We start from the raw sequence: 23,435 nt of genomic DNA on the forward strand, positions 1-23,435 counted from the left end.
CAGCCGGGCTGCTGAGCATGAAGGAGCTGAGCCAAGTTCTCAAGACCAGCCTCTGGGCTACAGTCGGCGGGTTGGGTGCTCTAGCCGTTTTCAACGCTTGGATCTCTTCCCAAACTCAGCCTCTGCAGAGCCTGCTGCCGGGAGAGGAAAGGCATCACTTCTGGCGCGGCCATCGCCTGTTTTACAAGGTCATGGGATCCGGCCAGCCGTTGTTGTTGTTGCACGGCATTGGGGCAGGCTCCTCCAGCTATGAGTTTCGTGCCATTATGGCGGAGCTGGGGCAGCACCATCAAGTCTATGCTCTGGATTTGTTGGGGTGGGGCAACTCAGAACGTCCAGATTTGGAGTACACCGGCAGCCTCTATGCCGAGATGATCGGGGATTTTGTCCAGCAGGTGATCGGGCGACCGTGTCACGTCATTGCCAATTCCCTCTCGGCAGGGTTTGTGCTGCGCTCGGCCCGCCTACAGCCCCACAATTGGCAGAAGCTGCTGCTCATCGCCCCTCTGGGAGACAACAGCCTCATCCCCGATGCCCTCGGGATCCCTTTGGCCCAGATTGCCTATGGATTCCTCAGCCTGCCCGTTTTGGGGTTGGCCTTCTACAACGGCATCACCGCCCCCTGGAGTGTACGCTTGTTTACAGAGCAGAGCTTGTTCTCCCCCAGCTACGCCCTGGATGAGGCGGTGGTGGACTACTATTACCGGGCAGCTCACCAAGCGGGGGCTCAATTTGCCCCCCGTTCTTTTCTCACCGGCAAGCTCAATTTGCCCATCCAAGACGACTTTCGCGTGGTGACCAAGCCCATGGTTCTGGTCTGGGGAGAACAAAATCGTCTCGCCGGCCCAGAACAGGCAGAGCGGTATCGCGCTTTGCGCCCGGAGGTGCCGATATACCGGTTGCCAGGGGCTGCTTTTCCGCACATTGAAGCGCCGCAGACCTTTTTGTCGGTGGCTTTGCGCTTCTTGGCCGAAGCCGATCCTGCTCTACCGGGATAGACAGATGAGGGATCCCTTTGCCCCTTGGAAGAAAACAGCTGGGGATTGACGCAAGAAGCAGCCCTAGCGCCAGGGGTAAGGGCCGTGCTCTCGGTTGACGTGACCATCCCGAGCGCAGAGGGGAGTTGGTACGAGTCCGGCAACTCAAGTGGGCTCCCCGGCCTTATCTTCCCAGGGATCACCATCCACAGGAGTGGAGCTGGAAGGGGGAGGGGTCTCTTCTTTGGCATACTCCTGTTCCCAAGCCGGTTGTTCGGGGGCGGGTGCGGGCTCAGGCGGGCGTGGACGCACAGGCTGCGGCTCAGGTTCAGGCTCTTCTTCTGCGTAAACGTCTTCTTCTTCGGCTTCGTATTCCTCGTCGTATTCTTCTTCGTAATCTTCCTCGACGGCGGAACTCTCGACAGCACTGGGCAGGGCAGGAGCAGGGCTAACTCCGGCTTCCCAAGGGGGCTTGCCGATTCCCAGGGTTTCCAAAATCCCCTTGGCCAGTTGGGTTAGGCGGGTCTCGGCGCCATCGGCAACAATAAGGCGATCCCCGCCCACAGAGACAATCTCGTCAGTGGAGAGCAGATAGGTGCTGAGGATAAAGCCAGGTAAAAAGGTGAGGCCAAGGTTGGAGAGCACCAAGCCCGTGATGATGCCGGAGACGGAGTTGAACTCAAAATCTTTAACTTTGCCAAGGCGGATCCCTTCTTCGGTTACCACCTCGCTGCCAACCACGCGACTCAGGCCCTCCAAATCCAAGTTATCGAAAACTTCTTCGCTGGGGACAAGAACTGCATCCTGACCCAACGCTGTTACTTGCCGCAGCTCCATCAAACGGGGGGATCCGGCAAGGGCTTTTTCCAGCACCCCCAGCACCAGAACCTGCTTGGCTTCCAGATCTGCCCAAACTTCGCTGACTACCCCAAGCCGGGCTGCGTTGCCCTGGCTGATCACCTGCGTTCCCAGAACCTGTGACCGCCGACGAACCTCTGATCGCACCAGCGCAACAGATCCTTTCCCAGTCGTCATGATGGTTTCCCCGTCGTAAGTCAAAACGTTCCCGTTGTTGGGCTGCGTGTCTGACACAGTTCGCCAGAATTAAGTAAGTTAATAGTACCACTGCCTGTCTCCTCCCTCGCGGGCTGCCCAGGTGGGATCCCGGCCAATCTGCCTGCTCCAGGCCAGAAACTGCTCTGCCATCGCGCCCAGGGAATAGTGCTCTTCTGCCCGTTGCCGACAGCGGCTCCTGTCGATGTGATCTAGGCGCTCTACAGCCTCTGCCAAAGCTGCCACGTTGTCCGGCTCGACGATCCAGCCGGTTTCTCCATCGCTGACAATTTCCGCGGGCCCACCCCGGCGGTAGGTAATCACCGGCACGCCACAGGCCAAAGCTTCCACCGCCACCAAGCCAAAGGCCTCCACCCACTTGGGGGTCATGATCAAGGCTGAGCATTGCCCCAAGATCCGCTGCATTTGCGGGGTGGGCAAAAACCCTCGGTAATCCAATTGGGCATGCGGGTACTGCTCTTGGATCTGCTGCCAGTAGCCTGGCTCTTGCAGGTGGCCTAGGATCACCACCGGCCTTCCCGTCTTCTCGGCTAGGGCAGCACAGTCTTCCAGGCCCTTTTCGGAGGCAATGCGCCCAATCCAACACAGGGATCCATTCCCTTGGGGCACAAAGTCGTAGAGGCGCAGATCCACCCCGCAGGGCAGATAGACAAAGGGATCCCGACCTGCCGCCATCTCGGCTCGGGCAAAGGCAAAGGTCTGGGCTTGCGCCTGCGAATGCACCGCCAGCCGACCAGGGTAGCGATGGGCAATGTGCTCTAGAGCCTGATCGACGGCATCGCTGAGGGATCCCATGCTAACAATGTGGGCCACCGGGGTGCGGAAAAAATCCGTCAAATAAAACGAGAGCCAATCGTAGCTCCAGTTCACGATTAGATCGAACTGATCTTGCAGGTGGGCAGCCCGCTGCCACAGGTTGGCCAGCAGAGAGGGGGTGTGGATCAGAACCGGCTGATCGCGGCGCTGGGTTTGCGCATAGGCCGGGGGAAGGCCCGCCACCGGCTCGATCACCTCCTCCGGCAACTCCGCCATTCGGGATCCCACAGGGGCCAACACCCGCACTTGGGATCCCATCTGGAGTAAGACACGCGTCAGGTTGGCAAGATTGAGCTCCACACCACCACCGGCCCCGGATCCCAGAGGTCCAACAGGGGTGGAGAGGAACAGATAGCGGTAGGGACGAGCCATCGGGAGAGTCTCGGCAGCTCAGCCCATTATCTTCTCAATCCGGATACCCGACTCCTTCTGCCTGGTCTCAGAGCCCCCAGCCTGCCCAGAACTTTATGAGGCTTTGGCTACAAAAATTTCTCCCTTCTCCACCTTGACCTTGTAGATGGCCAGGTCTGCCTTGGCCGGGCCACGGGTACGGCTGCCATCGGCAGCAAAAGCCGAGCCATGACAGGGGCAGACAAAGTTCTCCCCCCGCCAGTTCACATCACACCCCGCATGGGGACAGGCGGCATCCAAAGCCAGCAGAGAATCTTCTTTTTGCGGATCCCCGACCAGCCAGAGGGTGGCGGTGTTTTTCCCAAAGGCGTTTTCCACCTTGAAGGGGCCATCTTTGAGATCGGCCAGAGTGGCAACTTTCACAAACTCCGGCTCAGAAGCCTTAGAGCCAGAAGCAGTTCCCTGGGCCAGGGCAAAACGGCGCCGGGTAAACCCAGGTAACCAACCCACCAACGAGCCAAAACCGAGAGCCAGCCAGCGAAGAAAACCACGACGATTGTTGTACATGGCTATGTGTCCTTGGAGGTGTGCGAAATGTAGGTCATGAGCCAGCAAAAGACCGGCCCCTTCAGAAGGGATCCCGGTGCAAATGCTGCCCTTAACATTTTGTTACACCAGAACGGTTTCGCCCAGGGCCAAGCCGCACTTTTTCCGGCTAGAGTACGCAGCAGCAGGCATCTTGGTTGCTTCATTGATTTGGCCGATGGGATGGGATCCCTTTCGGCTGTTGTACGCCTGGAGCCTAGGGTCGGGAGGTAAACAGCTCAGCAACCGTGCAGACAAAGCCGGGCAACAGGGGGGAAGACAACGCATCCTGAGCCAACAGCGTTTCTACCAAGACCAACTGGGCCTGTTGTCGGCGATACACCTCTACCCTCTGAGCCAACCGATCGACGATCCAGTACTCTTGCACCCCATGCACAGAGTAGAGTTTCCGTTTTGCCAAGCGGTCTCGATCCTCATGAACTTTTCCAGGTGATAGGACTTCAACCACCAGCTCAGGGGCACCCCGAAAATGTCCTGCTTCATCTTGAATCTGTGATAGCCGCTCATAACTAACCCAAACAACATCGGGAGACACATTATCAAATTCGGAAAAGAGGATCCCTGGCATGATTGAGGGTTCTCCCAATCCTGTTTCTAGCGACCACCGATGCAGTGCGGAGAACAAACACCCGATAATGTGCTGATGTTTGTGATGAGGAGAGCGAGTCACCAGCAGTTCTCCGTCGATGATCTCGTAGCGGATCCATTCATTCTCTGGAAGAGCCTCGATATCCCGAGTGGTCCAGCGTACTTCTGTGGCAGTCATTAGCTATCCCTATAGCAATGGATGGTGCTATGCCCAGGGCACCCTGCGGCTATACCTACGGCACTGGGCCGACACCTGCAGCGCTGTCGCAACGGCGGGAACCACACTTGGCGTAGCCAAATCTTAGCCCAGGATCCCGTTCACAGAAGCGGGACGGAGTCCTCCCTCTCTGGCCACGACGGCTCAATGGGTAGAGCTTCTACGGAGCTGAACTATCGGTTGAGCTATCGTGTGGGGCTAGTTGGGATAGATGCGCAAGCGGCGGTTGGGCTCTTCGCCAAAGCTTTGGGCCCGCAGGTGGTAATGTTCCACCAACTGGTGTTGGAGCTTGCGGATCAGAGGCGAACGGGGCAAAAGTTCCACCGGCTGAGACTTGGGAATGACAATTTGCTCCACCGCCAGGCGGGCTTCTTCCAGAGCTTCGGTTTCATCGCCTGAGCTGGCGCGAATGAACAGCTCCAGGTCGGAATCGGATCCCTCTTCGCTTTCGATGTTGAGGATGTGGCGCAGGGCGCGAGCCAGGGCAATCAGAGTATTGGCCTTGACGGTGTGAATCGGGATCTGGCGGGAGTGGGCCATCTGCTGGATCTTGGAACGGCTACGCACTTGGGATCGCAAGGCCAAGACAATGTCCGCCCCATCCAGGTCTTTGGTGACATCCGCCGGCAGTTTCAGGGTTTGGATCACCTGCTCCAGGTAGAAGCGGCTCACTCCGTAGGGGTAGATCATCAGCGGCCCATCTGGATTCTGCTGCCGTCCTGTCGGGGCTAGGGCGGATCCCTCCCAGTCCAAATCTTCTTCTTCGTCAGAGCCGGATTCTACTCTGGATTCGGCCACCACCTGAGGGGCAGGACGGGATCCCGCCGGCGTTAGCGGGACAGAGTCCTCTCGCCTCTCCAGGAGCAAACCCGATTCTCCTTGCTGCTGCGAGCGACTTTCAAGCGGCTCTGAAGGCAGAGCTTCCATCCGTCCAGAGCGTTGCCATCCTCCCCGCTCCCGTGCTGCGGAGATTGTGCTGCCGGCAGGGGGCCATTGGGGGCCAGATAGAGCCGGGCGCCCGTTTGCGCCAGCGGTGCTCCGCACTATCACCACCTGGCCGTGTTCGTCTAAACTGCGGGTTTGGGTCAGCGGCTCGCGGTTGCGCAAGAGACGATCCACAGTGGCGGCCACATCTTCGTGGATGACCCAGCGGGATCGCTCCAGCATCTCTATAGCAATCTCAAACGTGGGGGGGGCTTTGCGCTCCAACACACTCTTTTGAGAGCCCCGTCGCCGCGCCTCTTCATCTCCCAGGGTGACCGATTGGATCCCGCCCACCAAGTCGGAGAGGGTGGGATTTTTGATCAGGTTGTCGATGCGGTTGCCATGGGCAGTGGCCACCAGTTGTACCCCCCGTTCGGCAATGGTACGAGAGGCCAAGGCTTCCAGTTCGGTGCCGATCTCGTCGATAACTACCACTTCGGGCATGTGGTTTTCCACTGCCTCGATCATCACCTTGTGCTGCAGCTCTGGGCTGGCCACCTGCATCCGTCTGGCCCGACCAATACCCGGATGGGGCACGTCTCCATCGCCGGCGATCTCGTTGGAAGTGTCGATAATAACCACTCGTTTGCCCAGCTCATCGGCCAGCACACGGGCAATCTCCCGCAAGGCCGTGGTTTTACCCACCCCCGGTCGGCCCAGCAACAGCATAGAGCGCCCCTGTTCCACCAGGTCGCGGATCATGCTGATCACGCCGATAACGCAGCGACCCACCCGACAGGTGAGGCCGATGATCGTGCCTTGGCGGTTGCGAATGGCACTGATCCGGTGCAGGGTAGAGGCAATGCCTGCGCGGTTGTCACTGCTGAACTCTCCAACCCGGCTGATCACCTGATCCAAGTCGGCCCGGGTGATCACGTCTTCTGAAAGGTAATCGGCAAAGCCGGGGAAGCGGGCTTCGGGGCGGCGACCCAAATCCAGCACCACCTCCACCAACCGATCCAAGTGGGGATGCTGTTCTAGGCGCTCACGAATCGGAGCAGGCAGGATATCCAAAAGCTTACTCAGGTCGTCGCTGTATTGAACCTGGCCGGGAAAGCCGGTACGTTCACGTAAGCGGTGCGGAGCACTTTCCGGATCCATCGACGGACTTGGGGTTGAGGGCTGTACGGGGAAACTCATGGCTGAGCAACGTCGTTAAACGCAGGAAAAACAGGTTTGCCTAAAAGCAACGGATCGCCGCTTTACTTGCTGCACCAACTGCTTGGCCAACGGGATCCCTGCCGCCAATCCGGGATTCCATCCTGACTCCGATGAGCTGTGGGCTGGCCCTTCCAGATAGGCTGACACCAACTGTCGCGCGTAGCTGCCGAAGGCTACCCCCGCCACCGGCCACCGGGGATCCAACAGCGGCACCGTTTGGGCGTTGGTTCCTCCTGCCAATTGCACATAGCCTGGCAGACCCATATTCAGTACCTTCTCGGCCAACTTTAGGGCAGCTTTGCCGGTGCCAGCTCCAATATCCCCACTCATAGGCCGGCCATCCACCTGCCAGATCAACACCTCCGGCAAGGGATCCATGAGGGCCAGCAGATCCCTCAAATAAGCCTCTAGGCCCGGACCATCGTTAAAGCTAATCGAGATGGCCTGGAGCTGAGGTAGCCAGGGCTTCAGGGATCCCCACAATTCCTCGAATGGCCTCTGGCGACCGATGCAGGTGTGAATCTCCACCGCTTGAATGCCCAGCTCGACCAAAGGCGGCAAAACTTCTGACAAAGCGACCTGGTAGCCGAAGGTGGCAATGCGCCGGTGGGGGCAAACCGGCTCACAGCGCCCACAGCCGTAGCACAGCTCTGTCTGGATGTGGACTTGAGCAGGAAGGGCTGCCTGGGTCAAAGCATGAGGGGGACAAACTGCCAGACAAGGCTGAGGACAGTCGGCAGGACAAACAGGAGCCGTCAGCACCGCCTTGCGGAAATGCACGTCTTCACCGTCATTGACGCTGACCATCAACCAAGGGGATCCCGCCTGGGGATCTTCGGCTTGTGCCCGTTGGATCCCTTGTTGAGCGGCCCGCACTATGGCCGGATCGGCAGCGACATCAATGCAATCTGCCCCGGCCAGCGTGTAAAGGAAAGCCAGCTCCCGAACCGAGGGCAAGTGGTGGAAACTTGCACCGCAGATCAACTTAAACCAGGTACCCTGTTGCAGCGAGGCGGTTGGCAAGGTCACAGGCACAAGAAGCCGCTAGCAGGATGGAAATCTGAGCCGCAGGCCATCTACTTGAGATGGTAGCAAAGAAATTTCCAGGATCCTGAAGAGAGGTTCAGGCGCTCTGCAGAGGTTGCCAACGAATTGACCGTTCTCGGCCCAGTTCCACCACAAACTTCACTCCCTTGTCTTCCCGACTCAGCTTCACCAGGTAGGAGAGTTCCTGTTGGCTGAACACATGCCCTTCGTAAAACCAGAACACCAACCCCTTAGCTTTTGGGGGCAAGGTGGCCCGATACTGCTCGATCAACGCCGGGAAAAAATAGGTGCGCCGCTCCGACTTGCCCAATGTGGCAGGCCGTACCCCATGAATGCACGTCAAATAGCTGGCCAGATCCCCGATTCCCTTGCTGGAGAGCGTGACCACCTCATACCCGGCTCCGCGCAGCCGCCGCAGGTAATGTCCTTCGGACCCCCCTTCTGGGGTTACAAAGATGGCCAAAGCTCCAGATTGCTCCAGTTGCTGCACAAACTTTGCACCTGAGCCGACCAGCAGCATAGGAAAAACTCCATGACTCGTCTAGGGTTGGACAAGCAGCCCACGTGAGCTCATTGTAGCGGGAGCGGGCCCGAAGCCGGGGATAGAAGCTGTCGATAGAAGCCATAGAAAACCCATAGAAGAATACTTGCCTACTTCCCTGTTTTGCAGGAGGGAACGTAAAGAAGAGTTAAGATATAGATGACCTACTCGCAAGTCTCAACCCAGCGGTGGCGGACGAAGACGGATGGATCCCTCTGAGCAGGGATCGCCTCCCTGTCACTCACACAGCGACGACAGATGAACCTCACGATGCGACGACGCGAGCTATTGACCTCGGCAGTGGCCGGGTTCGTCACAGCACCCCTCAGCTTGGCAGGAGAGCAAAGAGCAATGGCCCAACAGACTTATCCCTTCACCAAAACCGACGCCGAGTGGCGGCAACTGCTCACCGAAGAGCAATACTATGTGCTGCGCCAAGAGGGCACTGAGCCCCCCTTCCGCAACGCTTACTACGACAACAAAGCTGCGGGCATCTACGTCTGTGCCGGCTGTGGGCAGGAGCTGTTTTCCTCAGCGGCCAAGTACGACAGTGGCACCGGTTGGCCCAGCTTTTGGGAGCCGATTGCTCCCCATGTGATCGGTACCAAGACGGACTGGAAATTGTTTGTGCCCCGCACGGAAGTCCACTGCTCCAACTGCGGCGGGCATTTGGGGCACGTGTTTCGGGATGGCCCCCCACCCACGGGTTTGCGCTACTGCATCAATTCTGCTGCCCTCAAGTTCATCCCAGCCACCACTTAGAAATCCTCTTGGCTCCAGCTACAACTGAGCCGCCTGTCTGGGTGAGCCCATGTCGGACTACACGTTCCTGGATGCTGCTTCGATTCTGCTGCGGGAGGGCCTGGAAGCTCTCTTGGTGCTGGTGGCACTGCTGGCCCTTATGAGCAAGAGCGGGCAATCGGCTCAGAAGCGCTGGGTGTGGCTAGGGGGATCCGCAGGCTTGCTGGCAGCGGCGATGCTCGGCCTGCTGGTGAAGCTGTTTTTCCAGCAGATGCTCACCCACACGCGGCAAGAGGTGCTGGAAGGGATCACCGGGCTGGCGGCAGCAGGTTTGTTGTTTTCGGTCAGCCTTTGGTTGCACCGCCGGGCTGCAGTGGTTTCTTGGCAAACCTTTGTGCAGGAACAGGCGCAGGCGGCACTGGCCACCGGTCAAGTGTTTTCCTTGGCTTTTCTGGCCTTTGTGGCGGTGTTTCGCGAGGGGGCGGAAACGGTGCTGTTTTATGTGGGGTTGGCCTCTTCCCTCTCGGCAAAAGATTTTTGGGCGGGGATCGGCCTGGGATCCCTGGTGTTGGTGGCGGTGGCGATCTTGCTGCTGCAGGTGGGGCTGAAATTGCCGCTGGGAGTTTTTTTCCGGGGTCTAAGTCTGCTGATTTTCTACTTGGGCTTTAAGTTTTTGGGCAGTGGCTTGCACGCTCTACAGGTGGCGGACTGGCTGCCCATCACCCCCCTGGTCGGGATCCCAAAGCTGCGCTGGCTGGGCATATATCCCACTTGGCAGACGCTGCTCCCCCAACTGGTGCTGCTGGGAATAGCTTTCGCCTTGTGGGTGAGGCAATGGCTGCGGGCTGATTCTGCTCAGAGGCTTTCTTCGTGAAAAACGCTCTCCACCGGCACTGGGGATTCCACCAGCCTTGAGCTTGATGAGTCCTGGTTTTGGTTTCGATGGATGGCAACCAAAAGGCTGCACCCAGTCACGCCTTCCAACCCAGAAAAGCAAAACCCACCGGATAAGGATCCGGCAGGCTGCTGGATTTTGTCGGAGATCCCCAGTAGGAAACCCTGTCGATCGCTACGGAATCGACAGAGAGCATCCACTCTGTGGGGTTCCCGAGAATCAGGTATCGTAGACCCGGCATTCAACAGCATCTGGGTTTTCAGCGCAGTGCTGCTCTAGGCTGCTGGGAGTCCTCGGCTGGTGGCTGCGAGCTGCCAGCACTTCTTCAACCGCATCCCAGGCCGCACGGCAGTGGGGATCCCCTTCGCCGTACTCAGAGCAGACGTTGCGAGCATTTTCCAGCTCTTTGGCGATCACTTCAGACAGTCCCATGTTCTCAAGCTCCTTTAGACTAGATGGGGCCGGTGGCCCGCTGATGTAACCGGCTGACGCAAATCTGCAGGGATCCAGCGTAATCCCGGATCAACAAGTAGAAACCAGCCGATCCAGACGGGGAATAAGTTCAGGATAATGACCTTGTGCCAACCGAATTGATCAACCGGATACATTACCTATTCTAAACAGTGACGGCAGGGGGGTGCAGCTGCGCTTTCGCGATCTCTTTGGGATCAGGATGCGCAGGGATCCCTCAGGCTCCAAACAGTTGTTCAATCCGTTGCCGCACCTGCTCTGGGGATCCCTGTTGACGCACTTGACCTTCCGAGAGCAAAATCGCCCCATCTGCCCATTCCAGTTCCGCCAGCCGATGGGTTACCCAAAGGGCGGTGATGCCTTCTTGATCCACCAGTTGCCGGATGCACCGCAGCAAATCCGCCTGGCTGTCGGGATCCAACAGGGCTGTCGGCTCGTCCAAAAGCAGCACCTCACTGCGCCGGGCCAAAGCCCCTGCCACTGCCACTCGTTGCTTCTGTCCGCCGCTGAGGCCGTGGATGGGCCGACGGATCAGGTGCTTTAATCCGACTTGCTCCAAGGCTGTTTCCACCCGCTGGTGAATTTCCGCCAAGGTCAGAGCCTCTGCTCCCAAGCCAAAGGCCACATCGGCTCCCACCGTGGGCATGAACAGTTGGTGATCCGGGTTTTGAAACACATAGCCCAGCCGACCGCGAATCTCCAGGTGGCCCGAAAGGGGCTGGGGATGGGTCAGGGATCCGGACAACAGTTGCAACAAAGTGGACTTGCCGCTGCCATTGGGCCCCAACAGCATCCACAACTGGCCCTTGGGAATGACAAAACTGCACGCCTGCAAAACCGGCGGACGTTCCGGCCAAGCAAAGGTCAGGCTCTCCACCCGAATGGCCACCTCAGACATGGGGATCCCTTGCGGCAGAGGGATAAAGAGCTGTCCTCAGCTTTGCAACTGGGCCAAAAAACCGGGACGGGTTCCCATGGGGCTGGCGCTGCCCGACTTAGAAGTCATTTGCACGCCACACAACTCACCGGTGAGCAGAAACACCTTTTTGCCGGTGCGGTCGCAGGTCAGCTCCAAACTCTGAGGGGATCCACTCTGCAGAGCATTGACGATGCTTTGGTAGGCCCGGTTGGCCGCTTCTTCCTCTTTTTGGTGGACAACGATGGGGGCAGGGTTCCCTTTCAGGAGCAGTTCCAGAGTGTACATGGCTGACCGTTGCGTAGTGGGCCGTGGGACAAAAGAGAGGCACCCAGAGGACGCCGTTGGCGACAGCAGGACGAAGTCCTTTTCCAGTATCGCAGGTTGGGCCAGGGTACCGGCAGGCTCAACAAATGACGGGGGAGTTTCTCTCGCCAGATTAGGCCAGGCCGGTGCCGAGAAAAGGCAGCAGGCTAATCAGCAACAGGCCCAACGTGGCCAGGGATCCCGCCAAGAAGGAGAGGGATCGCCCAATGGGAATATCGGCAATGTAGAAAAAGTTGTAGAGCAGCCGCGCCAGCAGAAACACCCCACACAGCACAGCTACCCCTTCATCTCCGCTGAGGCCAAAATACCAGGGATCCGAGTGAGGACCGGTGATGTAGGCGATCAACGCTGCTGCCGCAAACATCCCAAAGGTCTCAAACCCGTTGGCGTGGGCCCAGGTGGCCCGTTGCCCGTAGGGAGGTAGCCTATCAAACATAGCCCGAGGAGCATGCAGGTCGTAGCCAACGCGGGCACGGGCATAGCCCACCACCCCCATGGGCAGATAGACCAAGAGCATGGCTGCCGCAATAGAGAACAGGGGGATGGCTACGAGAGGAGGATTTGGCAACATAAGATAGGCAAAAGGGCGGTGCAAGATAACAGGGGAGAGGAAGGAGCCCAGCTCGGGCAGGAGCTATTGCCGGGAAAATCAACACCAGAACCATTATCCATCTATCGGGCTGTCTATCCAGGCAGATGCTTGCGTCAGGAAATCTTGCGGATTTGCCGGCGGCGCTCCTCATATTCAGCGCGGGTGATCAAGCCCTGTTTCAACTGGCTTTCCAACTGCTGTTCGGGATCCCGGGCTTCTCGCCCTTCCACACTGGTCCATTCCAGCTCGATCAACTCTCGGTTGAATCGAAAATCGAAATCGGTATTGCTCATGGTCAGGATCCACAGCCCTTCCAGCAAACAAAGGGCGCGTACCCCGTAGCTGAGGATCTGCAGCGGGATGGAAGGAACGAACACCATCAGCCCCACCACCAAGTAGCCCCAGCCCCAGCGTTGGTGCCTCATATAGAAGCGCTGCAACCCTGGAATGAACACCCCCAGCATCGCCAGCCAGCCGGCCACCTCGCGGACCAACCGCCGACGTTCCTGTGGGGGCATATCAGGGCCCCTGCTCTCGGCCATAGACTGCACCAGCTAGATGTGCCATTAAGCTAGCTCAGTTTTGGCCGCACAGGGCTCAGGAACTTGGATCCAACCTCAGAAGATTTTTGAGCAGCATCCCGCCGCCTATACTTGATGGGGGCGGTTCGGGGAAGGAACATGGCAGAGCGGGAACTATCGGTAGCGATCTTGGCAGCGGGCAAAGGTACCCGGATGCGGTCGCAGTTGCCCAAGGTGCTGCACAAACTGGGATCCCTGTCTTTGATCGAGCGGCTGCTGCGCACGGTGCTGACGTTAAAGCCCCACCGCTGTCTGGTGGTCGTGGGTTATGAACAAGAGCAGGTGCGCCAAGCCCTGCGGGAGTACCCGGTTGAATTTGTGGAGCAGGCCCAGCAATTGGGCACCGGACACGCCGTTCAGCAACTGTTGCCCGTCCTGGGCGATTTTCAGGGGGATCTGCTGGTGATCAACGGGGATGTGCCCCTGCTGCGGGCAGAAACCCTGCAAGCTCTGGTGGAGCGCCACCGCCAGATGAACCCAGAGGTAACCTTGCTCTCGGCTCAGGTGGCGGATCCCTATGGCTATGGACGGGTGTTCTGCGATGCCCAACAGCGAGTGCTGGAACTGGTGGAAGAGCGAGACTGCACCCCGGCCCAACGGCAAAATCGCCGCATCAACAGTGGGGTGTATTGTTTCCACTGGCCGGCTCTGGCCCAGGTTTTGCCCCATCTCAACAGCAACAACGCACAGCAGGAGTACTACCTAACGGATGCCGTCAAGCGGGTGGGCAAAGCCATCGCTCTGGATGTTGCCGATCCGCAAGAAATTGTGGGCATCAACGACCGCCGCCAACTGGCCCAGGCGTACCAGATTTTGCAGGATCGCCTCAAAGAAGCCTGGATGGAAGCCGGGGTCACCTTTGTGGATCCCGACAGCAGCAGCCTCGAGGAAACGGTGGAATTGGCCCCCGATGTGGTGATCGAGCCCCAAACCCATCTGCGAGGGGTGTGCCGCATTGGCTCGGGAACCCGCCTGGGGCCGGGCAGTTGGATCGAGTCCAGCGAGATTGGATCTGGGTGTCACATTCTCTACTCGGTGGTCAGCCACAGCCGCATCGGCAACCACGTCTGGATAGGCCCCTACGCCCACGTGCGCCCCTACAGCCAGATCGGGGATCATTGCCGCATCGGCAACTTTGTGGAAACCAAAAATACCCAGATTGGATCCCACAGCAACGCCGCCCACTTGGCCTACCTGGGCGATGCCAAGCTGGGATCCCAGGTCAACATCGGGGCGGGCACCATCATCGCCAACTACGACGGCCAGCAAAAGCACTTTACCGAAATTGGGGATCGCAGCAAAACAGGCGCCAACTCGGTGTTGGTGGCTCCTTTGCAGGTGGGATCCGATGTCACCATTGCTGCCGGCTCCACCATCCCTGCCCGCTACCCCCTGCCGGATGACTGCTTGGTGATCGCTCGCTCCCGCCCGGTGGTCAAGCCCGGTTGGCGACTTGGGATCCGCTCTTCCCGCCCCCAGGAGCCCCAGCCCATGCCGCCGGGATCCCTCAAGATTTATCCCTTGCGCCTTTTCCCCGGCCAAGATCTCAAGCAGGAACTGGAGCGAGTGGCCCGGCAGCAGCCCTTGCAAGCGGGGTTTGTCCTCAGCGCCGTCGGCAGCCTCAGCCAAGCCACCCTGCGCCTGGCCGACCAAACGGGGGATCACCTGCTGTCGGAACGCCTGGAGATCCTGGCCCTGAGTGGATCCCTGTGCCCTGACGGAGTCCATCTCCATCTCACCGTTGCCGATGCCCGAGGCCAAACCTGGGGGGGACACCTGCGCCCCGGCTGCCTCATCTACACCACCGCCGAAATTGTCCTCGCCGACAGCCCGGAGTACCGCTTCTCCCGTCAACCGGATCCGGCCACCGGCTACTTGGAGTTGCACATCGAACCCGTGGCAGGGGATCCCTGCTGGCCGTCCCCACTCCCCCAACCCCAGCAAAACCAGCAGACAAAACCAGAGGCTGACAACAGCAGGCCGAAAAGCTTACAGTAGTCAACATGAGTTACCTAAAGCTAAAGGGGGCTTGTGAGCGCCAAGCCGAAAGCTTCACGGAACTCATGGACGCTTTGCGGTGTGGCGGGCATGTTACTGGGTTTTCGGACGCAACTCATTCTTAACTTCTTAACCGCAAGCAAACAACTCTAGCCGCCCAACACGCTGGGGTAGCCCGCCACGCCTGTGGAGATTCCTCTGGCGGGGTGGTAAGCCTGAAGCTTACTACCAGTCACGAGTCGTGGAAGCAGGAAGAAAGCAGAGACGCGACAGGCACTGAACACTCTGGAAGTGTTTGTTAGCGTTTCGTAGGTCTTTCGGAGCGGTCATCAGTACCCCGTTGAGCAGCCAGAAATTGTTAAGCTTAACGCACGGATGGCAGTATCCGGCCATGCCCCGAGTGACAACTGCTGACGAGCTGCTGACAGAATATGCCTCTGGCGAGCGCAACTTTCAAGAATCCAACCTGGTGGGGGTGGACTTGGTGCGCTCCAACTTGCAAGGGGTGAATCTGAGAGGGGCCAACCTCTCCTTTGGCAAGCTGAGTGGCATTAACCTGCAGGAAGCCGATTTGCGCGGCGCCGATCTCAGCTCGGCCAACTTGATGGGGGCCAACCTCCGCGGGGCCAATCTTTGGGAAGCCAACTTGATCGGCGCGGATCTCAGCTTTGCCGACTTGCGAGAAGCCAACTTGCACGGTGCCTACCTTTGGGAAGCCAAGCTAACCCGTGCACAACTGCAGGGATCCGATCTAAGCGGGGCAAAAATCGGCGGAGCAGTGCTGACCGGCGCTGACCTCAGCGGAGCCACCCTACCCGACGGGAGTGTGCGGGCTTGAGCCACCCCCCCAGCAGACAAGGCAGAATGGAACTGTTGCGACGGGATCCCTGATGTTGCTGCTGTTCAACTTGGTCTTGACACTGCTGCTGGCTTTGGGAGTGGCAGTCCTGGCCGGGCAAAACCCCACCACCCTGACCGTACATTTCTTAATGTGGCGCTCGGTGGAGCTGCCTTTGGGATTTCTCATTGCCGCGGCTGTCGGCTTGGGCCTGTTGACGGTGGGGCTGGGCTCTCTCCTCTGGCCTGGGCGCAGCTTTTCTGCCACCGCCCGCCAATTACAGGAACGGGTGCGCCAACTGGAAATGCAGGATCAACCGCCCCAATAACGGCCAATTCCCAAAGGGATCCCCCTGCTTTCTGGCTTTGGCTCAACAGCTTCGATCCCCTGCAATTCTACCTGCAATTCTATAGTTGACTTGACAATCTTGTCGCTGGCCCTAGGGAAAGCATGCTGGAATGGCCCACCGATGCGAGACTGGGCGTAAGCTGAGAAAGAATCCCTTCGCCGTCTGCTTGATCAGTGCGTATCTCCAACCGTAACCATGGCTTATTTTCAACCTACTTCCCCGGATAGCTCTCCCCAAGACCCACGGGCCCTGCGCAAAGCCCTGCGCGGATCCAGTACCTACTTCGCCAAGGGGTTTGAAGAACACAAGGATCAGGCTCAACTGGAGCTGCAAACCACCTACAAAAGCCCCCTTGTGGAGCAAATCCGTGCCCAGTCCTACCGCTATCAGCGGGGCGACATTACCATTCACCTGGCCAGGGCCTTTGGCTTTTGCTGGGGCGTGGAACGGGCGGTGGAATATGCTTATGAAGCGCGGCGACGCTTTCCGGATCGGCAACTGTGGATCACCAACGAGATCATCCACAACCCTCTGGTAAACCAGCACCTGAAGGAGATGGGGATCCGCTTTGTGGAGAAAGGCCCAGACGGCAAGAAGGACTTCTCTCAGATCCGGCCCCAAGATGTGGTGATTTGGCCTGCTTTTGGGGCAAGTGCATCGGAAATGGCGTTTTTTCGGTCGCAGGGCAATGAGATTGTCGATACCACCTGCCCCTGGGTTTCCCGCGTGTGGAACCAAGTGGACAAGCACCGCGCGGCCCAATTTACCTCTGTCATCCACGGCAAGTACAACCACGAAGAAACCGTAGCCACCAGCTCCTTTGCCGAAAAGTACCTGGTGGTGCTGAACCTGGAAGAAGCGGAATGGGTCGCCCGCTACATTTTGCAGGGCGGAGATGCGGCAGAATTTCGGCGGCGCTTCGGCAAGGCCACTTCCCCCGGTTTTGATCCGGATCGCGATCTGGAGCGGATCGGCATCGCCAACCAAACCACGATGCTGGAAGGGGAGACCCGCGCCATTGCCAAGCTGTTTGAGACCACCATGCTGCGCAAATATGGCCCCCAGGAGTTGGACAATCACTTCATGAGCTTCAACACCATCTGCAATGCCACCCAAGAGCGGCAGGATGCCATGTTCGAGCTGCTCGAGCAGCCTTTGGATGTGGTGGTGGTGATCGGGGGGTTTAATTCCTCGAATACCACCCACCTGCAGGAAATTGCCCTGGCCAAGGGCTTGCCTTCCTTCCACATCGATGGCCCCGACTGCATCCAACCCAACAACCGCATCCGTCACAAGCCCCTTCACCAAGACCCGACAGTTACCGAAGGGTGGCTACCCGATGGGCCGGTGCAAATCGGCATTACCTCCGGTGCCTCTACCCCAGACCGCGTTGTCGAGGAGGTGATTCAACGCATCTTCGCCCTGCGTGAAGAACCTCGGCGGATCCCTGCCTAGGGATCCCTTCCCTCTTCCCTTTGAGCGTGCTCAACACCCTTTTTCAGGTTTATCCTCCCTTGCTGGGCTGGACGCTGCTGGGGTTTGCTCTCCAGAAGGGGCTGCCCGGCGGCTGGAAGCGTTGGCTGGATCCCCACGCCTTGGGGCGATTCATGTTTTGGGTGGGAGTGCCCCTCAGCATTGTCGGGTTTATGCAGGGGGTGGATCTGTCGGGCCAAATCTGGGTTGCTCCCCTGATCTGCTGGCTGTCGGTGGGGCTGGGGTTTGCCTTGACCAGCGCTTGGCTGTGGTGGCAGCGCCACAACTGTTGGAGCAGTGCCCAGCAGGGCAGCTTTCACCTAACCGCCACCCTGGGGAACACCGGGTATTTGGGCTATCCCATCTGTCTGGCTGTGGCCGGAAGGGCTTACTTTGGCTGGGCCCTGTTCTACGATCTGCTGGGCACTCTGTTCATGGCCTACGGGTTTGGCGTGTGGGTGGCCAGCCGCCACGGCAGTTCCCATGCCCAACCTTGGCAGGTGGGCCTCCACATTTTGCGCACCCCTGCCCTCTGGTCGTTTGCGATGGGCCTGCTGCTGACCCGCGAACCCCTGCCGGGTTGGCTCTCTCAAGGGTTGGCGGCTTTTGCCTGGAGCATGATCCCGCTCAGCTTGATGATTTTGGGGATGCGATTGGCCCAGGTGAAGCGCTGGGGATCCTTTCTTGCCGCCGGAGTGGCCCTCTTGATCAAAATTGTGATTGTGCCGCTCTTGGTGGGAATCGGCCTTGCCTTCACCCCCTACCCGCCTCTGGCCAAGCTGGTGCTGGTCCTGCAGAGCGGTATGCCCCCCGCCATCGCCACCCTGGTGCTCACGGAAGAATACGACTTGGATCGGGAAATTACCGTAACTGCCTTGGCCGTGGGGTACTTGGCCGCCTTGCTGACCTTGCCCCTCTGGCTGGGACTCTGGGGATCCTAATAGGCCAGGTGAGACAAGGTTTGCTCGAGGTAGCTATGCACCAGTTGATCCAGCTCTGCTTCCTGAGTGGGCAACTCCCGGCCCTGGAGCCATCCCCGAAAACCCGAGCTTTCCACAATGGCCTGCCGCAATGGCTTCCAAACTGCTTGCGTGCGCAGTGCTGTATCGGAGCTGAGAGCAGGACTGATCATGAGAAGAAGGTGAGTAGGAGTGATTCACCCTCAGAATAGCTTGGATCCCAGTTGGCTTTGGCTCTCTGGGATACAAATCTCCCCCTCTGTTCTGAACAAGCCTTCTCTCAATCGCTCAGGCAAAACCAATCCATCACCATCAACCAACTGGCGCAAGAGGCCCAGGGATCCCTAAACAAACAGTTGGCTGCGCTGCTCGACCCGCAAAGTTGGCCCCAAGGCATTGAGAAGAGAGACGCCGTAGCTGCGGGCAATGATGCGGCTATCCAAAATGGCCACCCATCGGGTGGATGAGCTGGAATCTTCTCCCGAATCAGAGCCTTGCCGCAGAGGCGCAACAGCCCGTTGCAACTGGGCAGCGGCCACCGGCAAAAGGTACTGACGAAACCAGTCCTGCTGGGTGCGTTGCAGATATTGCACCCGTCCGGCCACCCTTGGGTCTTCCACAGAAGGGAAAGGCAAAGTGGCGATCACCATCAGCTCAGGGCGCGGCAAGCCGGCCTTGTGGTGCAGCCAGTAGGGCCAGTCGCAGACCAAAATGCCCTTTTCGCCGGGGAACGGGCTGTTTACCCGCACCCGTGAGCCGAATTCGGCAGCCAAAGCTGCTCCCACCTGTGCTTGCAGAGGCTGATCCGACACCAACACCACCACAAAGCCTTGCGCTTGAGGGATCAGCTTTTTCAGCTCTTGCAGCAGGTGATCCCGAAATAGAGGGCTGTTGGGCAAGGGCAGGCGCGGCAAGTAAAGGGAAAGCTCCGCCCCGCCAGAACGTGGCCAACCCTCGCCTGAGGCAAACCGCAGCGGCGTCAGATCCGGCAAGCCCAACCGTCGCCGGTAGGTTTCCGCCTGGCGATCCAGATCCAGCGCTTCCCCAATAATCACCACCGGCTGTGTGGCCCAAATGGGGGCCAACCAATCCTGCAGAGCCGCCGGGCTGTGGTGAAGGGTGAGGCGACCGGTTTCTCGGTCGGTTTCGGCCCACCAAATCCATTTGGAGACGGGATCCCCCTCAGAGCTGAGCCGCCGGCGGATTTGATCCCAGGGATCCGGCAGCCAGCCGGGGTAGCCTGTCACCAAAGACAGCACAGCATCCAGGTGAACCTGTTCATCCGCATGAAGCAGACAGCGGGAAAGAGGCCGCCGCAAAAGCTGCAGGGACAAATTGACCTGAACCTGGGAGAGCTGCTCCGCCTCGGCAGGGAAGATTTGCCGGAGCTGTTGCCAATGGCTGGCTTCCAGGGTCACCGTTAGCGCCTGGTAGGCCCAATCTTCCAGGTCTTCGGCTCCATCCAGGATCAAAGGGATCCCTGTCGGCACTTGCGAGGATCCCTTTCTCAAGCGAGCTTGCAGCCAATCCAGGGGATCCACCAACAGCAACCCCTGGAAATCGGGATCCGGCCAACGGTCTTTTTGCAGGACGGGCTTATGCAACTGCAGGGTGTGCTGTAGCCAGGGGATCTCTTCCCCCAAAATTTGCGCCTGCACAGGAGCTGTAGCGCAGAGCAAGGTGGGGTTGGGCCACATCAGGGCCGGCAGCAGGTAACTGAGGCGGTGCTGACCCCCAGCAGGCACCTGGATCAAGGTGCTGCGACCCAACCGCAACCCTCGCGCCACCATGCGAGCCATCGTCAACTGGTGGGGCCACAGGGCTTCGGGAGACTGCCGCAAAAGCTGCCGCAACTGTTGGTGGACTTCAACCTCAATCACAGTTCAGTACGCCGGGGGTCTGCCACAGACGGTAGGGTGAACTAGCCTATTCTAGGGTAGAGAAGAAAACCAAAGCCCATCTCTGGGGTGAGCGATGTCTCTTCTAGCTGCTGTTTCCACGGGATCCCTGCTTCTGGATCGCTCTGGGTGGGGCCGTTTGCGCATGAAGGGATCCCCAGGCTTGGACTATCTGCACAACCAAAGCACCCAAAATCTGAAGGCCCTCCAGCCAGGGCAGGGGGCCGACACGGTTTTCGTGACCCCCACCGCTGGCATCCTGGATCTGGCCACGGTGTACGCGGGAGAAGAAGACTGCTGGATCTGGACTTCGCCCCAGCGGCGCAGCCTGCTGATGCAGAGTTTGGGGCGTATGCTGCCTTTGGTGCGGGGAGCAGAGTTGAAAGATGAGACGGACCAGACCTTTGGTTTTGGGTTGCTCGGCCCCCAGAGTCAGGCTCTCCTGGAGCAAGTGGTGAGCTCAGAAGAGATTCCGACCAGGCTCAATGAGCACTGCGCCGTGGAGATCCAGGGGATCCCTGTCCATCTGGCTTGTGGCACGGGTCTTGCCCAGCCGGGGTTTACCCTCTGGGGCACCATTGACCAGAAAGTCGCTCTTGAAGAATGCTTGCTCCAAGCCGGAGCCAAGCTGGCCCCACCTGAGCTGTGGGAAGCCCTGCGTCTAGAAGTGGGTCGCCCCGCCGCCGACCAAGAGCTGACCTCAGACTACAACCCCCTGGAAGCCGGCCTGTGGCAGGCTGTTTCCCTTGACAAAGGTTGCTACGTTGGCCAGGAAGTCTTGGCCAAGCAGGTAACCTACCGGCGCATTCGGCAAACCCTGTGGGGGATCCGCCTTCAAGGAGAAGCTCGTCCTGGCACAGAGATTTTGCGGCAGGGGGAAAAGATTGGTTTACTGACCAGCGCGGGCTTGACTTCGCAAGGGTACCTGGGATTGGGATACGTGCGCACCAAATTCAATCCTGCCGAGGGGCTGGAAGTAGAAGTCGGCTCAGTGCCAGGAGTGCTGACCCGAATGCCGTTTTCCAGCTTCCCGCCTATTGTCTAGCATTATTTTTGCGGCAGAAAGCTCTCCTGCTTTGTAGAGAGAAAATGGGCAAAGGATTAAGAACTTACCAGTCAAAGTGACGGCGAAAGCGGGGATCCCGTCGATCCTTTTTGCGTCGGTTACAGGTTTTGCACAACGTTTGCAGATTGCTGATGTCGTTGCTGCCCCCTTGGGCAATGGGGATGATGTGATCGATCTGAAGCTGAACCTCTGGGGGCGACTTTCCGCAACCGCGACAACGGAAGCCGTCTCTTTGGAAAACATACTCCCGCACGGCTGCTGGAATTAGAATCCTTTCGCCGGATTTTCTTTCTTTCATCGTTATTCATCCATACTGCGAAGATCGTCCAGTGGAGACTTTTCATCTAGAGGTTCTAATATCTCTTGGTCGGGTTCTTTTATCAGAAATTCAGGATTGTCAGGATAAAAGTCAATCGTAACTTCTACTCTTACTTTTACTCTACCGGTCTGCCAACCGTTAGTTTTAGGAGAAAGAATCGAGCATGGAACTCCTTTATGGAAAAAATGAACCTGATCTTCATAGGGAATACCTGTTTGTATCTCAGACGAACTCAAGTGACTGTTTAGTCCGCTTCCCATTTGGTCAAACCTCAGGAAATAAGAATTGATAGAATCGCAAAGCTTGGAAATCATGTAGACTTTCTGCTTATTGTTCTTGTTGATAAAAGTGATAACTCCGTCTCCCAGTTGGCTAAGATTAATGGATGTTTTTGTCATCTTATCGACCTCAAGACATAGAGACAACTTGAACAGCCCGTAAATCATCCAGTATAGAATCCTCTAGTTTTCTGGGAGCGCTATCTCCAGAATCTCTATATGGGTCATCAGGAACAAACTCGAGATAAACTTTGACTGATATCTTGCCAGAGATCCACGACTTTCTGGGCTGTAAGACTCTAGATTCTATTCCATCCACGAGCATTCTAATGTCCGCATAAACCTTTCTTGATTGAAGGTAACCGTTTGTCTGGAAAATATCTGAAAGAAGGTAATTAATAATTGCACTATGCAAGCTACTTGGAAGGTAAACTTGATCACCAATCTCAACAACAGTTTCTCTATCATTTCATTTGCTCTGAAAACTAGTCGGATCGGCCACAGCATTGTCTCCTATTGCTCACAGACTTTACTGACTGACATCTCCCCGAATGTCATCCAAAGGCGATCTACTGCTCCCTGATCCCGTTTCTTCTGGCTCAAACTCAACCACTAGTCTCATCCTAACTCTACCAGCAATCCACGGTGAGCCAGGACGTAAGAGTTTAGCAGGAATTCCTTTCACGTTAGTTATTCCGTTCAAGTTACTCCATAGAATCGAGACTCCCTTTTCGCTAAGTTTGCTGGATAAGTAGGATCTGATACTCTCATAAACAATCTCTGAGTACACCTGAGCAAACTCTTGCGAGTAGATTAGGCGTCCTCCTATATCAATGACAGTATTTTGGAAAATATCTAGCTCAACAAAGCACTCCTGAGATTGATCATTACTTGACACTTGCCCAACCCCCTCTATGTCTCTCTGGCTTAGGCTAGCTCTCACTTTCGCGAAGGTCATCCAGAGGGGATCCGCTGCTGCTCTCTGAGCCTGTATCCTCTGGCTCAAACTCTACAGTGATCCGCAATCTGACTCTGCCTTTTTCCCAATCCTTCTTGCCTGGCACCAAGAGCTGACAAGCAAGTCCCTGCCCAAACCACTTCGCTTCTTGCAACAATTTTTCTTCTGGCTTGGGAGCAAGAAGGCTACTGGCAATGTTGAGCAAGTCTTCCGGCGGCAGGATCCCTGAGGATCTCAAGGCCGCAATGAACAAGCGATGCAGCTCTTCTTTCTTGGTCAAGTCCTCTTGGGCTGCTTTGACCAAGTTGGCAACCTTGAAAGTTTTCTCCCTTACAGAGAGGATCCCTTCTGGGTGCTGCTGTAGAGGTATCGATTTGGATCCCATGACTTTATCTGGATCAAGTGAAAGGCCAA

General features: G+C 57.8%; 27 protein-coding genes and 2 pseudogenes. 10 read left to right on the forward strand and 19 right to left on the reverse strand.

The genetic code is table 11. The annotated features are described in order from the left end of the window. The first annotated feature begins 17 nt into the window (after positions 1–17). Positions 18–998, forward strand: coding sequence for an alpha/beta fold hydrolase (locus ACVWYZ_RS07625; protein ID WP_457466687.1), 981 nt, complete (start codon positions 18–20; stop codon positions 996–998). 144 nt (positions 999–1,142) lie between these two features. On the opposite strand, the gene ACVWYZ_RS07630 is transcribed toward ACVWYZ_RS07625, so the two are convergent. The 7 genes from ACVWYZ_RS07630 to ndhN all read right to left on the reverse strand — a co-directional run bounded on the left by ACVWYZ_RS07630 (position 1,143) and on the right by ndhN (position 8,341). After that, complete coding sequence (locus ACVWYZ_RS07630) at positions 1,143–2,012, reverse strand: PRC-barrel domain-containing protein (RefSeq protein ID WP_457466688.1); 870 nt, start codon at positions 2,010–2,012, stop codon at positions 1,143–1,145. Positions 2,013–2,090: 78 nt separating this feature from the next. Next, positions 2,091–3,239 (reverse strand): glycosyltransferase, encoded by a 1,149-nt coding sequence (locus ACVWYZ_RS07635; protein WP_457466689.1) that lies wholly within the window; start codon positions 3,237–3,239, stop codon positions 2,091–2,093. Positions 3,240–3,332: 93 nt separating this feature from the next. After that, complete coding sequence (locus ACVWYZ_RS07640) at positions 3,333–3,785, reverse strand: QcrA and Rieske domain-containing protein (RefSeq protein WP_414330183.1); 453 nt, start codon at positions 3,783–3,785, stop codon at positions 3,333–3,335. Between the two features lie 235 nt (positions 3,786–4,020). Further along, positions 4,021–4,590, reverse strand: coding sequence for a Uma2 family endonuclease (locus ACVWYZ_RS07645; RefSeq protein ID WP_414422398.1), 570 nt, complete (start codon positions 4,588–4,590; stop codon positions 4,021–4,023). A gap of 237 nt (positions 4,591–4,827) precedes the next feature. Continuing rightward, positions 4,828–6,714 carry a R3H domain-containing nucleic acid-binding protein gene (locus ACVWYZ_RS07650; RefSeq protein ID WP_457466709.1) on the reverse strand — a complete coding sequence of 629 codons (1,887 nt, stop codon included), beginning with the start codon at positions 6,712–6,714 and terminating at the stop codon, positions 4,828–4,830. Between the two features lie 54 nt (positions 6,715–6,768). Further along, positions 6,769–7,809 carry a Light dependent period protein LdpA domain-containing protein gene (locus tag ACVWYZ_RS07655; RefSeq protein WP_414413168.1) on the reverse strand — a complete coding sequence of 347 codons (1,041 nt, stop codon included), beginning with the start codon at positions 7,807–7,809 and terminating at the stop codon, positions 6,769–6,771. Between the two features lie 88 nt (positions 7,810–7,897). Next, positions 7,898–8,341 carry an NAD(P)H-quinone oxidoreductase subunit N gene (ndhN, locus tag ACVWYZ_RS07660; protein ID WP_414417381.1) on the reverse strand — a complete coding sequence of 148 codons (444 nt, stop codon included), beginning with the start codon at positions 8,339–8,341 and terminating at the stop codon, positions 7,898–7,900. Positions 8,342–8,632: 291 nt separating this feature from the next. Between ndhN and msrB the strand changes: the two genes are divergently transcribed. Both msrB and ACVWYZ_RS07670 read left to right on the forward strand, forming a co-directional pair. Then, entirely contained in the window at positions 8,633–9,124 is a 492-nt protein-coding gene (gene msrB, locus ACVWYZ_RS07665) for a peptide-methionine (R)-S-oxide reductase MsrB (protein WP_414344252.1), read from the forward strand. Between the two features lie 49 nt (positions 9,125–9,173). Then, on the forward strand, positions 9,174–9,977 hold the full coding sequence (locus ACVWYZ_RS07670) for an FTR1 family iron permease (protein WP_457466690.1): 804 nt from the start codon (positions 9,174–9,176) through the stop codon (positions 9,975–9,977). A 240-nt stretch (positions 9,978–10,217) separates the two neighbouring features. Here ACVWYZ_RS07670 and ACVWYZ_RS07675 read toward each other — a convergent pair whose 3' ends face one another. From ACVWYZ_RS07675 to ACVWYZ_RS07695, 5 genes are all read right to left on the reverse strand, one after another. Continuing rightward, positions 10,218–10,430, reverse strand: coding sequence for a CP12 domain-containing protein (locus tag ACVWYZ_RS07675; RefSeq protein ID WP_011434185.1), 213 nt, complete (start codon positions 10,428–10,430; stop codon positions 10,218–10,220). A 256-nt stretch (positions 10,431–10,686) separates the two neighbouring features. After that, positions 10,687–11,367: an energy-coupling factor ABC transporter ATP-binding protein gene (locus ACVWYZ_RS07680; RefSeq protein ID WP_414331746.1), complete on the reverse strand. Its 681-nt coding sequence runs from the start codon at positions 11,365–11,367 to the stop codon at positions 10,687–10,689. Positions 11,368–11,403: 36 nt separating this feature from the next. Beyond that, the gene (locus ACVWYZ_RS07685; RefSeq protein WP_011434187.1) at positions 11,404–11,673 is read right to left on the reverse strand and encodes a hypothetical protein; all 270 of its coding nucleotides are present in this window, start codon (positions 11,671–11,673) and stop codon (positions 11,404–11,406) included. 151 nt (positions 11,674–11,824) lie between these two features. Continuing rightward, on the reverse strand, positions 11,825–12,283 hold the full coding sequence (locus ACVWYZ_RS07690) for an MAPEG family protein (RefSeq protein ID WP_011434188.1): 459 nt from the start codon (positions 12,281–12,283) through the stop codon (positions 11,825–11,827). A gap of 134 nt (positions 12,284–12,417) precedes the next feature. Continuing rightward, positions 12,418–12,822, reverse strand: coding sequence for an SHOCT domain-containing protein (locus ACVWYZ_RS07695; protein ID WP_457466691.1), 405 nt, complete (start codon positions 12,820–12,822; stop codon positions 12,418–12,420). Between the two features lie 162 nt (positions 12,823–12,984). On the opposite strand from ACVWYZ_RS07695, the pseudogene glmU reads away from it, so the two are divergent. From glmU to ACVWYZ_RS07725, 6 genes and pseudogenes are all read left to right on the forward strand, one after another. Next, positions 12,985–14,337: pseudogene (gene glmU / locus ACVWYZ_RS07700) on the forward strand (bifunctional UDP-N-acetylglucosamine diphosphorylase/glucosamine-1-phosphate N-acetyltransferase GlmU); the annotation flags it as partial. Positions 14,338–14,376: 39 nt separating this feature from the next. Next, entirely contained in the window at positions 14,377–14,883 is a 507-nt protein-coding gene (locus ACVWYZ_RS07705) for a PPC domain-containing DNA-binding protein (protein ID WP_457466710.1), read from the forward strand. 391 nt (positions 14,884–15,274) lie between these two features. Then, positions 15,275–15,721, forward strand: a complete 447-nt coding sequence (locus tag ACVWYZ_RS07710) for a pentapeptide repeat-containing protein (RefSeq protein ID WP_414328976.1) — start codon at positions 15,275–15,277, stop codon at positions 15,719–15,721. A 52-nt stretch (positions 15,722–15,773) separates the two neighbouring features. Beyond that, entirely contained in the window at positions 15,774–16,049 is a 276-nt protein-coding gene (locus ACVWYZ_RS07715; protein WP_011434193.1) for a lipopolysaccharide assembly protein LapA domain-containing protein, read from the forward strand. A gap of 216 nt (positions 16,050–16,265) precedes the next feature. Then, entirely contained in the window at positions 16,266–17,525 is a 1,260-nt protein-coding gene (locus tag ACVWYZ_RS07720; RefSeq protein WP_414388748.1) for a 4-hydroxy-3-methylbut-2-enyl diphosphate reductase, read from the forward strand. 26 nt (positions 17,526–17,551) lie between these two features. Next, positions 17,552–18,484, forward strand: a complete 933-nt coding sequence (locus tag ACVWYZ_RS07725; RefSeq protein WP_457466692.1) for an AEC family transporter — start codon at positions 17,552–17,554, stop codon at positions 18,482–18,484. Here the strand turns inward: ACVWYZ_RS07725 and ACVWYZ_RS07730 are convergent. Both ACVWYZ_RS07730 and ACVWYZ_RS07735 read right to left on the reverse strand, forming a co-directional pair. Further along, on the reverse strand, positions 18,481–18,675 hold the full coding sequence (locus ACVWYZ_RS07730) for a hypothetical protein (protein ID WP_011434196.1): 195 nt from the start codon (positions 18,673–18,675) through the stop codon (positions 18,481–18,483). The genes ACVWYZ_RS07725 and ACVWYZ_RS07730 overlap by 4 nt on opposite strands. Positions 18,676–18,846: 171 nt before the next feature. Further along, positions 18,847–20,382 carry a hypothetical protein gene (locus ACVWYZ_RS07735; RefSeq protein WP_457466693.1) on the reverse strand — a complete coding sequence of 512 codons (1,536 nt, stop codon included), beginning with the start codon at positions 20,380–20,382 and terminating at the stop codon, positions 18,847–18,849. Positions 20,383–20,476: 94 nt separating this feature from the next. Between ACVWYZ_RS07735 and ygfZ the strand changes: the two genes are divergently transcribed. Then, entirely contained in the window at positions 20,477–21,445 is a 969-nt protein-coding gene (gene ygfZ / locus ACVWYZ_RS07740) for a CAF17-like 4Fe-4S cluster assembly/insertion protein YgfZ (protein ID WP_457466694.1), read from the forward strand. Positions 21,446–21,509: 64 nt separating this feature from the next. Here ygfZ and ACVWYZ_RS07745 read toward each other — a convergent pair whose 3' ends face one another. The 5 genes and pseudogenes from ACVWYZ_RS07745 to ACVWYZ_RS07765 all read right to left on the reverse strand — a co-directional run bounded on the left by ACVWYZ_RS07745 (position 21,510) and on the right by ACVWYZ_RS07765 (position 23,406). Continuing rightward, positions 21,510–21,764, reverse strand: a complete 255-nt coding sequence (locus ACVWYZ_RS07745) for an HNH endonuclease (protein WP_011430012.1) — start codon at positions 21,762–21,764, stop codon at positions 21,510–21,512. 2 nt (positions 21,765–21,766) lie between these two features. Beyond that, the gene (locus ACVWYZ_RS07750) at positions 21,767–22,183 is read right to left on the reverse strand and encodes a KGK domain-containing protein (protein WP_414344169.1); all 417 of its coding nucleotides are present in this window, start codon (positions 22,181–22,183) and stop codon (positions 21,767–21,769) included. Between the two features lie 10 nt (positions 22,184–22,193). Then, positions 22,194–22,511 (reverse strand): annotated as a pseudogene (locus ACVWYZ_RS07755) (KGK domain-containing protein); the annotation flags it as partial. An 81-nt stretch (positions 22,512–22,592) separates the two neighbouring features. Continuing rightward, on the reverse strand, positions 22,593–23,021 hold the full coding sequence (locus tag ACVWYZ_RS07760; protein WP_041436828.1) for a KGK domain-containing protein: 429 nt from the start codon (positions 23,019–23,021) through the stop codon (positions 22,593–22,595). Beyond that, a complete protein-coding gene (locus ACVWYZ_RS07765) occupies positions 22,996–23,406 on the reverse strand; it encodes a KGK domain-containing protein (RefSeq protein ID WP_414332234.1) in 411 nt (136 codons plus the stop codon). The genes ACVWYZ_RS07760 and ACVWYZ_RS07765 overlap by 26 nt, the downstream gene beginning before the upstream one ends. Between the last annotated feature and the right edge of the window lie 29 nt (positions 23,407–23,435).

The organism is Thermostichus sp. MS-CIW-37, assembly GCF_054060065.1.